Genomic DNA, 14,001 nt, shown 5'->3' with positions numbered 1-14,001 from the left:
TTCCCCGAGCCGGTCAGCCCTTCTCCATGTAGGCCGCGCGGTCCTCGTCCAGCAGGCTGGCCAGGGCCGTGCGCAGGTCCGGATGGGCGGTGAGGTCCGGGTCCTCGGCGACCAGCCGGGTGGCCTCGGCCCGGGCGGTCACGATGACCTCCTCGTCCTCCAGCACCGAGAGCACCTTGAGCGAGGACTTCACCCCGGACTGCGCCTGGCCCAGCACATCGCCCTCGCGACGCTGTTCGAGGTCGATCCGGGACAGCCGGAAGCCGTCCAGGGTGTCCGCCACCGCGTCCAGCCGGGCCCGGGCGGGACTGGCCGCCGGCATGTCGGTGACCAGCAGGCAGAGCCCGGGGGCGGAGCCGCGGCCGACCCGGCCGCGCAGCTGGTGCAGCTGGGAGACGCCGAACCGGTCCGCGTCCATGATCACCATCGCGGTGGAGTTCGGCACGTTCACCCCGACCTCGATCACCGTCGTGGCGACCAGGACGTCCACCTCGCCGGCGGCGAACCGGCGCATCACCTCGTCCTTGGCCTCCGGCGCCAGGCGGCCGTGCAGGATCTCCACCCGCAGCCCGGCCAGCGGGCCCGCCACCAGCTTCGCGGTGGTCTCCACCACGGACAGCGGGGGCCGCCGGTCGCCGTCGGCCGCCGCGCCCTCGTCCGGCGCGTCGTCGAGCAGCTCCTCGAGGTCCTCCGCCGGCCGCCGCTTGCGCTTCGCGCCCTTCGCCGGCTCCGGCTCCTCGTCGCCGATCCGGGGGCAGACCACGTACGCCTGGTGGCCCTTGGCCACCTCCTCGCGGACCCGCTCCCAGGCCCGGGTCAGGAAGTTCGGCTTCTCCACGGCCGGCACCACATGGGTGGAGATGGGCGAGCGCCCGGCCGGCAGCTGGTCCAGGACCGAGGTCTCCAAGTCCCCGAAGACGGTCATCGCGACCGTGCGCGGGATCGGGGTGGCCGTCATCACCAGCAGGTGCGGCGGCTGCTCGCCCTTGGCCCGCAGCGCGTCCCGCTGCTCGACGCCGAACCGGTGCTGCTCGTCGACCACGACCAGGCCGAGGTCCTGGAACTGCACCTTGTCCTCGATCAGGGCATGGGTGCCGATCGCGATGCCGGCGTCCCCGCAGGCCATGTCGAGCAGCACCTGCCGCCGGGCCGGCACGCCCATCGACCCGGTGAGCAGCGCCACCCGGGTGCCCAGGTCGGAGCCGCCGAGCAGGCCGCCCTCGGCGAGGTCGCCCATCATCTCGACGATCGACCGGTGGTGCTGCTGGGCCAGCACCTCGGTGGGCGCGAGCAGCACCGCCTGCCCGCCCGCGTCGACCACGGCCAGCATGGCCCGCAGCGCCACCAGGGTCTTCCCGGAACCGACCTCGCCCTGGAGCAGCCGGTGCATGGGGTGCTCGCTCGCCAGGTCGGCGGCGATCTCGGCGGAGACCTTCTGCTGGCCCTCGGTGAGGGTGAACGGCAGCCGGGCGTCGAAGGCGTCCAGCAGGCCGCCGGGGCGGGCCGCGCGCGGCTTGGCGGGCAGGGCGGAGTCGGCGGCCCGGCGCCGGGCGAGGGCGACCTGGAGGACGAAGGCCTCGTCCCAGCGGAGCCGGTCCTGGGCGCGCTCGCGGTCGGCCTGGCTCCGCGGGCGGTGGATCAGTTCGAGCGCCTCGGGCAGCGCGATCAGGCCGTGCCGGTCGCGGAGTTCGGCGGGCAGCGGCTCGCCGACGTCGGACACGTGCTTGGTGAGCGCCGTCTCCACGCAGAGCGCGAGCTTCCAGCTGGGCATCTGGGCGCTGGCCGGGTAGACCGGGATCAGCCGGCCGGCGAACCGGGCGGCGGCGCCGTCGCCGTCCGTGTCGTCGAGCAGCTGGTAGTCGGGGGAGGCCAGCTGGCGGGCCCGGTTGAACACCCCGACCTTGCCCGCGAACAGGCCCTGGGTGCCCGGTCGCAGCTCCTTCTGCCGCCAGCCCTGGTTGAAGAAGACCAGCGTGAGGCGGCTGCGGCCGTCGGTGACCACCACCTCCAGCCGGTCGCCCTTGCGGCCGCGGAACGGGATCAGGGTGACCTTGTCGATCCGGGCCAGCACGGTGACGTGCTCGTCGACCTCCAGCTCGTCCAGACTGGTGAGCTGGCCCCGCTCGACGTAGCGGCGCGGATAGTGGTGCAGCAGGTCCCCGACCGTGCGCAGCTTGAGACTGTCGGCGAGCACCTTGGCGGTCCGGTCGCCGACGAGCTTGGTCAGTGGTTCATCGAGAGCGCCCATCAGGCCCCTGTCTACACCACCGGACCGACAGTGCGGCCCGTCCCCGGCCCGGTCACCCGACCCTCGTGGCTCACCCGACCCGCGCGGCTCACCCGACTCACTCGACGCCGATGAGCAGCGGCGCCGACTCCTGGCCGCCGTGGAAGACCACCGCGTCCACCTCCGGGCGGCTGTGCCGGGCGTGGGCGGCCAGTTGTTCGGCGAGGCCCTCGGGGGCGCCCTCGCCGAGGATCAGGGTGACCAGTTCGCCGCCGCCGCCGAGCATCCGGTCCAGCACGCTCGCGCCGACCTCGGCCAGCCCGGCGCCGATCACCGCGACGTCCCCGTCGATCAGCCCCAGCACGTCGCCGGCCTGGCAGACCCCGGCCATGGTCCAGGACTCGCCCTCGGCGACGGCCAGTTCGGCGTACCGGGTGGCACCGGCCGCCGAGGTCATCGCGACCACGTCCTCGTCGAAGCGCCGGCCCCCCTCGTGCACCGCGAGCGCGGCCAGCCCCTGGACCGGCGAGCGGGTGGGCAGCACCGCGATCCGCACCCCCTCCTCGCGCAGCTGGTCGGCGGCGGCCCCGGCGGCGGCCCGCAGCTCGGGGTCGTTGAGCAGCAGCACCACCTCGCGGGCGGCGGCCCGGCGCACGGCGGCGGTGAGTTCGGCGCTGGCCGGCGGACGGCCGGGCTCGGCGTGCAGCACGACCGCGCCGGCCTGTTCGCAGAGTTCGGCGAGGCCCGCGCCGGAGACCACCGAGAGCACCGCGCGGGCCCGCCGCTCGGGCTCGTCCCGGCCGGCGGCGGCGCCGGAGCGGGCGGCGGCCTCGGCGAAATGGGTGATCCGGATCTGGTGCGGGCGCCCGGCCCCGACCCCGGCCTCGACGGCGGCGCCCGCGTCGTCCACGTGGACGTGCACGTTCCACAGGCCGTCGCCGCCGCCGACCACCAGCGAGTCCCCGAGCCCGGCGAGCCGTTCGCGCAGCGCGGGCAGCGCCTCGTCGGGCGCGTCCAGCAGGTAGATCACCTCGAAGGCGGGGTGGCCGGGCCCGGGCGGGCGCACATGGAGCCGGCAGCTCTCCACCGGCCGCAGGTCGTCGCGCAGCGCGACCGGGCCCATCGGCTGGTGACCGGCGACCGCGTCGGCGAGCGCCCCGAGGACGGCGACCAGACCCCGGCCGCCGGCGTCCACCACGCCGTTCTCGGCCAGCACGGGAAGCTGCTCGGGGGTGTGCCGCAGGGCCTCCCTGGCGGCCCGGTGGGCGGCCTCGGCGACCTGGCCGAGACCGTCGCCGGCCCGGGCGGCCTCCCCGGCGGCGATCCGGGCGACGGTCAGCAGGGTGCCCTCGACCGGTTCGGCGACCGCCTGGTAGGCGGAGTCGGCGGCCCGCTGGAGGGCGGCCCGCAACTGGTCGGCGCCGCCGCCCCCGGCGAGGGTCTCGGCGGTGCCGCGCAGCCACTGGGCGAGGATCACCCCGGAGTTGCCGCGGGCGCCGACGAGCGCGCCGCGGGCCATCGCCCGGACGGTCTCGGCCAGGCCGGGCACCGGACCGGCGCCCGGGTCGGCGAAGCGGCTCTCGACGGCGGCGGCGGCCGACTCCACGGTCAGGTACAGATTGGTGCCGGTGTCGCCGTCCGGGACGGGGTAGACGTTGAGTGCGTCGATCTCCTCGCGGGCCTGGCCGAGCGCCCGCAGCGCCAGTTGGCACCAGCTGCGCACGGCCGGGGCGTCGAGCGTGTGCAGCACCAGGTCTCCTCCGGAGTGGGACGCCGTGATGGCCTGAGGGTGAACGGCGAGGGGTGGTACGGGCAGGTTATCGGGGCCCGGACGGCGGCGGCGGACACGGCGGCCGGAGCGATCACCCTGCCGGTCATGGTAGTTTCGTCGAACGGAAGCAAGCGTTGTATGCTCTTCCGGTTGCCTGGAACAATTCCGGGCTCTCCCCTTGGTCCGGTTCGGTTCACGTGAGTGCTCCGCTGGTCCGGCGGGTTGTCTCACGTAAATGATCTGAAGTCTTGGAGTGACTCCTGTGGCTGCCAACTGCGACGTCTGCGGCAAGGGGCCGGGCTTCGGCAACAGCATCTCCCACTCGCACCGCCGTACCCCCCGTCGCTGGAACCCCAACATCCAGACGGTGCGCGCTGTGGTTGGGCGGACGCCGAAGCGGCTCAACGTCTGCACCTCGTGCATCAAGGCCGGTAAGGTCTCGCGCTGACGCGCAGACCGGTATGCCGGTCCTCCAGTGAGTCGGTTCATCCCCGGATGAACCGGCTTTCTGTTGTTCCGGTATCCGACCGACCTGTTGTGGGCGGGCCCTCGGGCCCGCCCACAGACATGTCCGGGGGCAGTGTCTAGCGCCACCGCCAGGCGTGGTCCACCGGGCCGATGCCGGCGCCGAGCGCGAAGCCGCCGGCGATCGCGCCGGTGATGTACTCCTTGGCCGAGGCCACCGCCGCCGGCAGCTCCTCGCCCTTGGCCAGGCCCGAGGCGATCGCGCTGGCCAGGGTGCAGCCGGTGCCGTGGGTGTGCCGGTTGTCGTAGCGCGGAGCCCGGTACCAGTACTCCTCCCCCGCGCCCCCGTACAGCAGGTCGGCCGCTTCTCCGGCCAGGTGCCCGCCCTTGACCAGCACCCAGCGCGGCCCGAGGTCGAGCAGCGCCTTGGCGGCGTCCAGCATCTCGCCCTCGGCCTCGACCGTCCGGCCGGTGAGCTGCGTCACCTCGTGCAGGTTGGGTGTGGCGAGGGTGGCGACCGGCAGCAGCCGCTCCCGGACGGTGGCGACGGCCTCGGCGGCGAGCAGCGCGTCGCCGTGCTTGGAGACGCCCACCGGGTCCACCACGACCGGGGCGCCGACGCCGGTCAGCAGTTCGGAGACGGTCTCGACCAGCTCGATCGAGGCGAGCATGCCGGTCTTCACGGCCTGGACGCCGATGTCGTCGACCACACTGCGGAACTGGGCCCGGACGGCCTCGGCCGGGAGCTCCCAGTAGCCCTGGACGCCGAGCGAGTTCTGCGCGGTGACGGCGGTGACGACGCTCATGCCGTGGACGCCGAGGGCGAGCATCGCCTTGAGGTCGGCCTGGATGCCGGCGCCGCCGCCGGAGTCGGAGCCGGCGACGGTGAGCACGCGAGGGGGTGCGGTGGAGGACATGGCCCCCAACCTACGCGGTCAGAGCACGGCCTCCGACTCCGCCTACGCGGTCAGAGCACGGCCTCCGACTCCGCCCAGCGGTCCTCGGGAACGGTCTTGAGCCGGGTCACCGCGTCGGCGATCGGCACCAGCCGGATGTCGCTCCGGCGCAGCGCGGTGAAGTGGCCGAAGGCGCCCTGGTGGACGGCCTCCACGGCGTGCCAGCCGAAGCGGGTGGCGAGGACGCGGTCGCGGGCGGTCGGGGTGCCGCCGCGCTGGACGTGGCCGAGGATGACCGGGCGGGCCTCCTTGCCGAGCAGGTTCTCCAGCTCGTGGGCGAGGCGGTTGCCGATCCCGCCGAAGGTGCGGTGCCCGAACCGGTCGACCTCGCCGTGGTCGAAGCGCATGGTGCCGGGCATCGGGGAGGCCCCCTCGGCGACCGCGATGATGGCGAACTTCTTGCCCCGGCCGAAGCGGTCCTCGACCATCCGGGCCACGCCTTCGATGTCGAACGGCTTCTCGGGGATCAGGATTCCGTGCGCACCGCCCGCCATGCCGGCGGTGAGGGTGATCCAGCCGGTGTGGCGTCCCATCAGCTCGACGACCATCACCCGCTGGTGCGATTCGGCGGTGGTCTTGAGCCGGTCGATCGCCTCGGTCGCGACGTGCACGGCGGTGTCGAAGCCGAAGGTGACGTCGGTGGCGTCGATGTCGTTGTCGATGGTCTTCGGGACGCCGACCACCGGCAGTCCGGCCTCGCTGAACAGCCGGGCGGCGGTGAGGGTGCCCTCGCCGCCGATCGCGATCAGCGCGTCGATGCCGATGTCCCGGGCGAGGGTCTTGGCGTTCTCCACCGCCCAGGCGATCCGCTCGCGCTGCACCCGGGCCGAGCCGAGGACGGTGCCGCCGAGGGTGAGCAGGCCGGTGACGTCGTCGTGCGAGACCGGGCGGGCGCGGCCCTCGATCAGTCCGAGGAAGCCGTCCTCGATGCCGATGATCTCGTCGCCGTGCACATCGGTGCCGCGGTGCACCACGGAGCGGATCACCGCGTTCAGGCCGGGGCAGTCGCCGCCGCTGGTCAGGACTCCGATGCGCATGCCGACGCCTCCCCGCTCCAAGTGGTTCAGACCACAGTGGTCCAGACCACTCATCGAGGACGGGTGGCCGGGCTGTGGCTCAAGCCTACGCACACACCCCGCCGGGGACCGGTTCGCGCGAGCGCCCGGGAGCGTCGCGCGCCCCCTCGTACGCCCTCGCCCGACCCCCGTCGTACGCCCTGACCCGGCCCCCGCGGCACCCCGGCCGGGCGCCAACCGCCGGCCCCCGCCTCCCCGTTGCCGCTCCCCCGGCGTCGGGCCGGTCACTCCGAGAAGTGGTCCCAGCCGCCGACCCGGTCCCAGGCCTCGCCGTCCACCGTCACCCGGCCGCCCCTGGCCGCCCGCGAGCGGCCGACGACCTCGCCCACCACCCGCCACCGGGCGGGCAGTTGGACCCCGCGCGGGAAGGTCGCCACGATCGCGTGGTCCTCTCCCCCGGACAGCACCCACACCATCGGGTCGACCCCGACCGCCTGGCCGATGTCCGCCATCTGCGCGGGCACGTCGAAGTCGGCCGCCCGCAGGTCGATGTCCACCCCGCTCGCCAGCGCCACGTGCCCGAGGTCGGCCACCAGCCCGTCGCTCACGTCGATCATCGCGGTGGCGCCGAGCTCCGCGCCGGACGGCCCCGCGTGGTACGGCGGCTCGGGACGGCGGTGGGCCTCGACGAAGGCCCGCGGCGAGCGGAAGCCGCGCTGCAGCACCGTCAGGCCCGCCGCCGACCAGCCGAGCCAGCCGGTGACCGCGACCACGTCGCCCACCTGGGCACCAGCGCGCGTCACCGGCGCGCGCCCCTGAAGGTCCCCGAGCGCCGTGATGGCCAGCGTGATGGTGTCCCCGCGCACCACGTCACCGCCGACCACCGTCGCGCCGGCCACCTGGCACTCGTCGCGCAGCCCGTCCATCAGCTCGGTGGCCCAGGTGGTCGGCAGGTCCGCCGGCGCGACCAGGCCGAGCAGGATCGCGGTCGGCACCGCGCCCATCGCGGCCACGTCGGCGAGGTTCTGCGCGGCCGCCTTGCGGCCCACGTCGTACGCGGTGGACCAGTCCCGGCGGAAGTGCCGGTTCTCGATGAGCACATCGGTGGTCGCCACCACCCGGCCGTCCGGGGCCTTCACCACGGCGGCGTCGTCGCCCGGGCCGAGGTCGACCGCGTCGGTGAGCGGCACCCGGGCGGTCAGCTCCCTGATGAGTCCGAACTCGCCGAGCTCGCCCACGGTCCCCTGCATCTGCCGTCCTCCCGGTCGCGCCCGGCCGGGCGCCTACGTCCTGCGGCCACGCCGCCTCGCGCGCAGCGTACGCCCTCCGACGGTGCCGAGGTCTCCCCTCCCCGGCCCACCGGGGGGTAGCGTGGTGATCAGTCTGCCGTGAACCCGTTCGCCACCCGACATCCGACCGGGCGAGCACGGCCGTGATCCCCGTACCCAGCCGCCCGGAGGTCCCCGTGGTACAGGCCTACATCCTGATTCAGACCGAGGTCGGCAAGGCCAGCGCCGTCGCCGAGTCCATCGCCAAGATCCCCGGCGTCCTCCAGGCCGAGGACGTCACCGGACCGTACGACGTGATCGTCCGGGCCGAGGCCGACACCGTGGACGACCTCGGCCGTCTGGTCGTCGCCAAGGTCCAGCAGGTCGAGGGCATCACCCGCACCCTGACCTGTCCCGTGGTCCACCTGTAGGACCCGCATACCATCGGCGGGTGACCCGAGAACTCCGCGCCCCCCGCTTCCTGGCGGCACTGCCGGCCCCCGTCCGGTGGCTGGCGGTGCCGACCGCGCTCACCTGCACCGTCGTGGTGCTGGTCGGCAGCTGGAGCACGCCCGAGAAGATCGAGACGCCGAACCCGGCCCCCAAGGCCGCCGGCTACTGCCGGGCCCTCGCCGAGGCGCTCCCCCAGGAGCTGTTCGGCCGTCCGCGCAAGGACCCCACCCCCGCCTCGCCGTTCGTGGCCGCCTGGGCCAGCTCGCCGAAGGTGGTGCTGCGCTGCGGCGTGGACCGGCCGGAGGCCCTGAACGGACCGGCCGCCGCGGACACCTCGCCGATGATCGACGACGTGACCTGGTGGCCGCAGGAGCTGGGGGACGGCGGCTACCGCTACACCACCACGATGCGCAAGGCCTACGTGGAGCTCACCGTGCCCAAGGGCTCGTTCGCCAACCCGATGGACGTGGTCGCCGTGCTCTCCCCCGTGGTCGCCGCCAACATCCCCTGACCGGACAGGACCGGACCGGCACGCACAGGGGCGGCCCCGGAACCCCGGGACCGCCCCGTCACACCGTCGGCGCGGGTCAGCGCAGGCCGGTCGAGCGGCGCAGCGCCGCCTGCAGCAGCCGGTCCACCAGCTCCGGGTACGACATCCCGCTGGCCTCCCACATCTTCGGGTAGGCCGAGATCGGGGTGAAGCCGGGCATGGTGTTGACCTCGTTGACCATCCAGCTGCCGTCGTCCAGCAGGAAGAAGTCCACCCGGGCCAGGCCCTCGCAGCCGAGCGCCTCGAAGGCCTCGATCGCCTGGCGGCGGATCTCGGCGGTCTCCCCGGCGGTGAGCTCGGCCGGGATCCGGACCTCGGAGGAGTCGATGTACTTGGCCTCGAAGTCGTAGAACTCGTAGCCGCCGCCGACCAGGACCTCGGCCGGGACGCTCGCCCGCGGGCCGTCCTCGAACTCCAGCACCGCGCACTCCAGCTCGCGGCCGGAGACACCCGCCTCGATGATCAGCTTGGGGTCGTGGCGGCGCGCCTCCTCGATCGCGGCATCGAGGTCGGAGAGGTCCTTGACCTTGCTGATGCCGATGCTGGAGCCGGCCCGGCAGGGCTTCACGAACAGCGGCAGGCCGAGGCCGGCGACGCGCTCGCGGACCGCGGCCCGGCCCTCCTCGGTCTCCCACTCGCGCGGCCGGACCACGGTGTACCGCCCGACGCCGAGGCCGTGCGAGGCCAGCAGGCGCTTGGTGAACTCCTTGTCCATGCCCGCCGCGCTGGCCAGCACGCCGTTGCCGACGTACGGCACACCGGAGAGCTCCAGCAGGCCCTGCAGCGTGCCGTCCTCGCCCCACGGGCCGTGCAGCAGCGGGAAGACCACGTCCACCTCGCCGAGCGCCTTGGGGGCGGCACCGGGCTCGCTCCAGACCACCTCTCGGGTGCCGGGGTCGACCGGCAGCGCGACCCGGCCCTCGGTGGACTCGGCGACGTGCTCGACGTCCGGCAGCCGGCCGTCGGTGATCGCCATCCGGGCCGGCTCGTCGCTGGCCAGCGCCCAGCGGCCCTCGTGGGTGATGCCGATCGGCAGCACCTCGTACTTGTCGCGGTCGATCGCCCTCAGCACGCTGCCCGCGGTGGAGACCGAGATGGCGTGCTCGGAGCTGCGGCCGCCGAACACGACGGCGACCCGCGGCTTCGCGGACGGGTTCTGGGAGGTCTGTTCGATGCTCATATCGCGACAGAGGGTACCCCGAGGCGGGTTTCGGGACAGTGACCGACCCGACCGGCCCGACCGGCCCGGACCGCCGCCGGTGCCCGGCCGGGCCGTCAGCGCCGTTCGGGCTTGGCCGAGCGGGACATCAGCGCCCGCAGCGCCTCCTGGGTGGGCCGCCCGTTGTGCACGACGTCCACCACCGCCTCGACGATCGGCATGTCGACGCCGTTGCGCCGGGCCAGGTCGAGCACCGATTCGCAGGACTTGACGCCCTCCGCGGTCTGCCGGGTGGCCGCGATGGTCTCGGCCAGCGACATGCCCCGGCCCAGGTTGGTGCCGAAGGTGTGGTTGCGCGAGAGCGGCGAGGAGCAGGTGGCCACCAGGTCGCCCATGCCGGCCAGGCCCGCGAAGGTGTACGGGTCGGCGCCGAGCGCCAGCCCGAGCCGGGTGGTCTCGGCGAGCCCCCGGGTGATCAGGGTCGCCTTGGTGTTGTCGCCGAGCCCCATGCCGTCGGCCATGCCGACCGCCAGGCCGATCACGTTCTTGACCGCCCCGCCCAGCTCGCAGCCGATCACGTCGGTGTTGGTGTACGGCCGGAAGTACGGCGTGTGGCAGGCCGACTGGAGCCGCTTGGCGACCGCCTCGTCGGTGCAGGCGACCACGCTGGCGGCGGGCTGCCGGTTGGCGATCTCCCGGGCCAGGTTGGGCCCGCTGACCACGGCGATCCGCTCCTGGCCGACCGCGGCGACCTCGGCGACGACCTCGCTCATCCGCTTCGCGGTGCCGAGCTCGATGCCCTTCATCAGGCTGACCAGGACGGTCTGCGGCTCCAGCAGCGGCGCCCAGGCGGCGAGGTTCTCGCGCAGCGTCTGCGAAGGCACCACCAGCACCGCGAAGTCCGCGCCGGCCAGCGCCTCGGCAGGGTCGGTGGTGGCCCGGACGGTGTCCGGCAGCCGGACCCCGGGCAGGTAGTCCGGGTTGGTGTGGGTGGCGTTGACGGCGTCCGCCAGCTCCCGGCGGCGGCCCCAGAGGGCCACCTCGCAGCCGGCGTCGGCGAGCACCATCGCGAACGCGGTACCCCAGGAACCGGTGCCGAACACGGCGCAGCGGGTCACTTGGCTTCCTCCCCTGCCTCGTCGGTGCCACGGCCGCCGCCCTCGCGGCGGGCCGCGGCGGCGGCCCGCAGCCGGGCCGCTTCCCGCATGTCGTACCGCTCCGCGGGCGGTTCCTCGCCCCGGATGTCGGCCAGCACGGCGGTGATCGCCGTCATGATGTCCTCGGTCGCGTCCCTGAGCACCTGGGCGGTCAGCTCCTGGCCCTGGTACTTGCTCAGGTCGACGGCCGGTCCGGCCGCCACGACCACCCGGTGGCGCGGGAACAGGTTGAACCTGCTCTTCCCCCCACCGCCCCGGCCGTACGGCGGGATGATCTCGTGCGCGCCCCAGTGGGCCACCGGGATGACCGGCGCACCGGTCATCAGCGCCACCCGGGCGACCCCGCTCTTGCCGGTCATCGGCCACAGGTCCGGATCCCGGGTGAGCGTTCCCTCCGGGTAGAACTGCACGCACTGACCGCTGTTGACCGCGTCGATGGCGGACCGGAAGGCCTGCGCCGCGTCGGTCGACTCGCGGAACACCGGGATCTGGCCGGTCTTGCGGAGCATGAACCCGATGAACGGGATCGAGAACAGCGAGGACTTGCCGAGGATCCGGGGCGGCCGCCCGCTGTTGTACTGCCAGTGCGCGTACACCACCGGGTCGATGATCGAGTTGTGGTTGACCGCGGCGATGAAACCGCCCCGCTCCGGCAGGTGCTCCCAGCCCCGCCAGTCGGGCTTGACCAGCGCGGTGTTCACCGGCTTCACCAGCACGGCCGCAAAGCGGTACCAGAAGCCGTAGTCGGCGTTGCCGAAGCTGGCGTACGAGCGGCGGGCCACCCCAGGTCCTCCTCATTCGTGCGGCACGTGGGGTGCCGCGGTCGATCTCGCTTCCGCCGCCCTCTCGGGGCGCGGGCGCGGAACAGTGTCGCCCGACCGCTCGCCGGCTGTCGAGCAACCCCGCCCGGACGTCCGGCGGGCGTGATCAAACGCACGTCCGCACAGCTCGGACGGCCTGGCGAGGGCTCCGGGACCGGCGTCACAATGACGCCGATGACCCAGGACACCGTACGCCCCGGCAGGCCCGTCGCGCCCGCCGCACCCGCCGCCGACTGGTCGCTGGTAGTGCCGCTCAAGCGGCTCGCCGGGGCCAAGTCCCGGCTGGCCCCGTTCGCCGGCCCGCACCGCCCCGACCTCGCACTCTCGTTCGCCCTGGACACCGTCGCGGCCGCGCTGGCCGCACCGGGGACCGGCCGGGTGCTGGTGGTCACCCGGGACGCCGGGGCCGGGGCACGGCTGGCCGCGCTCGGCGCCCTGGTGGTCGACGACGAGCCCGGCGGCGGCCTCAACGAGGCCCTGGCGCACGGCGCGGCGGCCGCGCTGGCCCTCGCGCCCCACGCGCCGCTGGCCGCCCTCTCGGCGGACCTGCCGGCCCTGCGTCCGGCCGAGCTGGGCCGGGTGCTGGCCGCCGTCCCGGCGACCGGCCGGGCCTTCCTGCCGGACGCGCCCGGGCTGGGCACCACCCTGCTGGCCTGCGCCCCGGGCAGTCCGCTCGACCCCGCGTTCGGGGACGGCTCGTGCGCCCGGCACGCGGCCGGCGGCGCCCGCGAACTGCGGCTGTCCGGCGTGGAGTCGGTCCGCCGGGACGTCGACACCGGCGAGGACCTGGCCGAGGCGCTGGCGCTCGGTGTCGGACCGCACACCCACGCCCTGGCCGCCCGGCTCGGCTACCTGCCGCGGCAGGGGCCGTCCGGCGCACCGCTGCCCGGCTGAGACGCCACCGGGGACTGTCGGTGCCCCTCGCTATGCTGCTGGCATGCAGGCCACCGCGTTCACCTTCGACCCCGCCACCCGGGCCGGCTCCGTGCTGCTCGACGACGGGACCCCGGTGCCGTTCGACGCGGCCGCCTTCGACGCCGGCGGGCTGCGGCTGCTGCGCCCGGGCCAGCGGGTGCGGATCCGCACCGAGGGCGCCGGTGACGCCCGGCGGGTGGTCTTCCTGACGCTGCAGACCTTCCCGGACCCGGCCACGGACTGACCGGGGCGGCGCCCTCAGCAACCGCGGAGCCACCGGGAGCCGCGGCCGCGGGGGGAAATCCCGGAAAAGCGATAAGCCGTGGCACCACCCTGCCGGGAATTCCCGGAGGAGGGCGGCGCCACGGCTCGCGAAGGCCGTCCGACGACGACGCGCACCGACTACTTGGCGGTGGTCTTGCGCGCGGTGGTCTTGCGGGTGGTGGTCTTCTTCGCCGGCGCGGTCTTCTTGGCCGTGGCGGTCGCCTTCTTGGCGGTCGCGGTGGTCTTCTTGGCGGCGGCGGTGGTGGTCGCCTTCTTGGCGGCGGCGGCCGTCTTCTTGGTCGCGGTCGCGGTGGTCTTCTTCGCGGCGGCGGTGGTGGTCGCCTTCTTGACGGCGGCCGTCTTCTTGCTCGCGGCCGTCTTGGTGGCGGCGGCCTTGGTCGCGGTCGCCTTGGTGGCGGTCGCCTTGGTGGCCGTCTTCTTGGCAGCGGCCTTCTTCGCCGGGGTGGCGGCAGCGGCGGCGGCAGCGGCCGTGGCGGCGCGCTTGGTGGCGGCACGCTTGGCGGCCGGGGTGGCGGCGACACCGCTCTTGCCCGGGGTGAGGGAGCCCTTGGGCGCCTTCTTCACCGAGGGGCCTTCCTTCGGCAGCTTCTTGGCGCCGCTGACCAGGTCCTTGAAGCCCTGGCCCGGACGGAAGCGGGGCACCGAGGTCTTCTTGACCTTGACCTTCTCGCCGGTCTGCGGGTTGCGGGCGAAGCGCGCGGAGCGCTCCACCTTCTCAAAGGTGCCGAAACCGGTGACCGAAACACGGTCGCCGGCCACGACGGCGCGCACCATGGTGTCGAGCACTGCGTCGACGGCCTCTGCGGCAGCCTTGCGACCGCCCAGCTGCTCGGCCACCGCTTCGACAAGCTGAGCCTTGTTCACGTCTTCCCCTTCAGAAACGGGCGCCGGATGATTCCATCCGTTCATTTCGCACGTTAGGTATGTATCTGCGGACTTTCAATTACCAAACGCGCGA

At 74.0% G+C, this 14,001-nt stretch carries 14 protein-coding genes; 5 read left to right on the top strand and 9 right to left on the bottom strand.

Annotation, left to right across the window (positions count from 1 at the left end; all coding sequences use genetic code 11):
- Positions 1-13 precede the first annotated feature (13 nt).
- Together recG and ADK60_RS28380 are read right to left on the bottom strand one after the other, a co-directional pair.
- Entirely contained in the window at positions 14-2,248 is a 2,235-nt protein-coding gene (recG, locus tag ADK60_RS28385) for an ATP-dependent DNA helicase RecG (protein WP_045941251.1), read from the bottom strand.
- Between the two features lie 97 nt (positions 2,249-2,345).
- Positions 2,346-3,977 (bottom strand): DAK2 domain-containing protein, encoded by a 1,632-nt coding sequence (locus tag ADK60_RS28380; RefSeq protein ID WP_053649721.1) that lies wholly within the window; start codon positions 3,975-3,977, stop codon positions 2,346-2,348.
- Between the two features lie 283 nt (positions 3,978-4,260).
- Here ADK60_RS28380 and rpmB point away from each other — a divergent pair, with 283 nt between their 5' ends.
- Entirely contained in the window at positions 4,261-4,446 is a 186-nt protein-coding gene (rpmB, locus tag ADK60_RS42410; protein WP_073813963.1) for a 50S ribosomal protein L28, read from the top strand.
- Positions 4,447-4,582: 136 nt separating this feature from the next.
- On the opposite strand, the gene thiD is transcribed toward rpmB, so the two are convergent.
- From thiD to ADK60_RS28365, 3 genes are all read right to left on the bottom strand, one after another.
- On the bottom strand, positions 4,583-5,380 hold the full coding sequence (gene thiD, locus ADK60_RS28375; protein WP_053649719.1) for a bifunctional hydroxymethylpyrimidine kinase/phosphomethylpyrimidine kinase: 798 nt from the start codon (positions 5,378-5,380) through the stop codon (positions 4,583-4,585).
- A 50-nt stretch (positions 5,381-5,430) separates the two neighbouring features.
- Positions 5,431-6,456 carry an ATP-dependent 6-phosphofructokinase gene (locus ADK60_RS28370; protein WP_045941248.1) on the bottom strand — a complete coding sequence of 342 codons (1,026 nt, stop codon included), beginning with the start codon at positions 6,454-6,456 and terminating at the stop codon, positions 5,431-5,433.
- Between the two features lie 263 nt (positions 6,457-6,719).
- Positions 6,720-7,685: a thiamine-phosphate kinase gene (locus tag ADK60_RS28365; protein ID WP_030396709.1), complete on the bottom strand. Its 966-nt coding sequence runs from the start codon at positions 7,683-7,685 to the stop codon at positions 6,720-6,722.
- 215 nt (positions 7,686-7,900) lie between these two features.
- Here ADK60_RS28365 and ADK60_RS28360 point away from each other — a divergent pair, with 215 nt between their 5' ends.
- Both ADK60_RS28360 and ADK60_RS28355 read left to right on the top strand, forming a co-directional pair.
- Entirely contained in the window at positions 7,901-8,134 is a 234-nt protein-coding gene (locus ADK60_RS28360; RefSeq protein WP_030396708.1) for an Lrp/AsnC family transcriptional regulator, read from the top strand.
- Positions 8,135-8,154: 20 nt separating this feature from the next.
- Entirely contained in the window at positions 8,155-8,667 is a 513-nt protein-coding gene (locus ADK60_RS28355; protein ID WP_052709232.1) for a DUF3515 domain-containing protein, read from the top strand.
- Between the two features lie 76 nt (positions 8,668-8,743).
- On the opposite strand, the gene ADK60_RS28350 is transcribed toward ADK60_RS28355, so the two are convergent.
- From ADK60_RS28350 to ADK60_RS28340, 3 genes are all read right to left on the bottom strand, one after another.
- Positions 8,744-9,886: a D-alanine--D-alanine ligase family protein gene (locus tag ADK60_RS28350; protein ID WP_053649718.1), complete on the bottom strand. Its 1,143-nt coding sequence runs from the start codon at positions 9,884-9,886 to the stop codon at positions 8,744-8,746.
- 95 nt (positions 9,887-9,981) lie between these two features.
- Positions 9,982-10,983: an NAD(P)H-dependent glycerol-3-phosphate dehydrogenase gene (locus ADK60_RS28345; RefSeq protein ID WP_079008746.1), complete on the bottom strand. Its 1,002-nt coding sequence runs from the start codon at positions 10,981-10,983 to the stop codon at positions 9,982-9,984.
- Positions 10,980-11,804, bottom strand: a complete 825-nt coding sequence (locus ADK60_RS28340; protein WP_045941246.1) for a lysophospholipid acyltransferase family protein — start codon at positions 11,802-11,804, stop codon at positions 10,980-10,982. The genes ADK60_RS28345 and ADK60_RS28340 overlap by 4 nt, the downstream gene beginning before the upstream one ends.
- Before the next feature lie 213 nt (positions 11,805-12,017).
- Here ADK60_RS28340 and cofC point away from each other — a divergent pair, with 213 nt between their 5' ends.
- Both cofC and ADK60_RS45930 read left to right on the top strand, forming a co-directional pair.
- Positions 12,018-12,737 carry a 2-phospho-L-lactate guanylyltransferase gene (gene cofC / locus ADK60_RS28335; protein ID WP_053649740.1) on the top strand — a complete coding sequence of 240 codons (720 nt, stop codon included), beginning with the start codon at positions 12,018-12,020 and terminating at the stop codon, positions 12,735-12,737.
- 43 nt (positions 12,738-12,780) lie between these two features.
- On the top strand, positions 12,781-13,002 hold the full coding sequence (locus tag ADK60_RS45930; protein ID WP_053649716.1) for a hypothetical protein: 222 nt from the start codon (positions 12,781-12,783) through the stop codon (positions 13,000-13,002).
- Between the two features lie 158 nt (positions 13,003-13,160).
- On the opposite strand, the gene ADK60_RS28325 is transcribed toward ADK60_RS45930, so the two are convergent.
- A complete protein-coding gene (locus ADK60_RS28325) occupies positions 13,161-13,907 on the bottom strand; it encodes an HU family DNA-binding protein (protein ID WP_045941243.1) in 747 nt (248 codons plus the stop codon).
- Positions 13,908-14,001 lie beyond the last annotated feature (94 nt).

It is taken from the genome of Streptomyces sp. XY431 (assembly GCF_001279805.1).
GTDB lineage: Bacteria > Actinomycetota > Actinomycetes > Streptomycetales > Streptomycetaceae > Kitasatospora > Kitasatospora purpeofusca.
Note: the sequence above shows the minus strand (reverse complement) of the source record. Positions and strands in the feature narration are given on the sequence as shown.

What these genes read in the sequence shown, in the direction of transcription:
- recG (WP_045941251.1), bottom strand. Translation starts at nt 2,248, where the DNA reads ATGGGCGCTCTCGATGAACCACTGACCAAGCTCGTCGGCGACCGGACC.
- thiD (WP_053649719.1), bottom strand. Translation starts at nt 5,380, where the DNA reads ATGTCCTCCACCGCACCCCCTCGCGTGCTCACCGTCGCCGGCTCCGAC.
- ADK60_RS28370 (WP_045941248.1), bottom strand. Translation starts at nt 6,456, where the DNA reads ATGCGCATCGGAGTCCTGACCAGCGGCGGCGACTGCCCCGGCCTGAAC.
- ADK60_RS28365 (WP_030396709.1), bottom strand. Translation starts at nt 7,685, where the DNA reads ATGCAGGGGACCGTGGGCGAGCTCGGCGAGTTCGGACTCATCAGGGAG.
- ADK60_RS28350 (WP_053649718.1), bottom strand. Translation starts at nt 9,886, where the DNA reads ATGAGCATCGAACAGACCTCCCAGAACCCGTCCGCGAAGCCGCGGGTC.
- cofC (WP_053649740.1), top strand. Translation starts at nt 12,018, where the DNA reads ATGACCCAGGACACCGTACGCCCCGGCAGGCCCGTCGCGCCCGCCGCA.
- ADK60_RS45930 (WP_053649716.1), top strand. Translation starts at nt 12,781, where the DNA reads ATGCAGGCCACCGCGTTCACCTTCGACCCCGCCACCCGGGCCGGCTCC.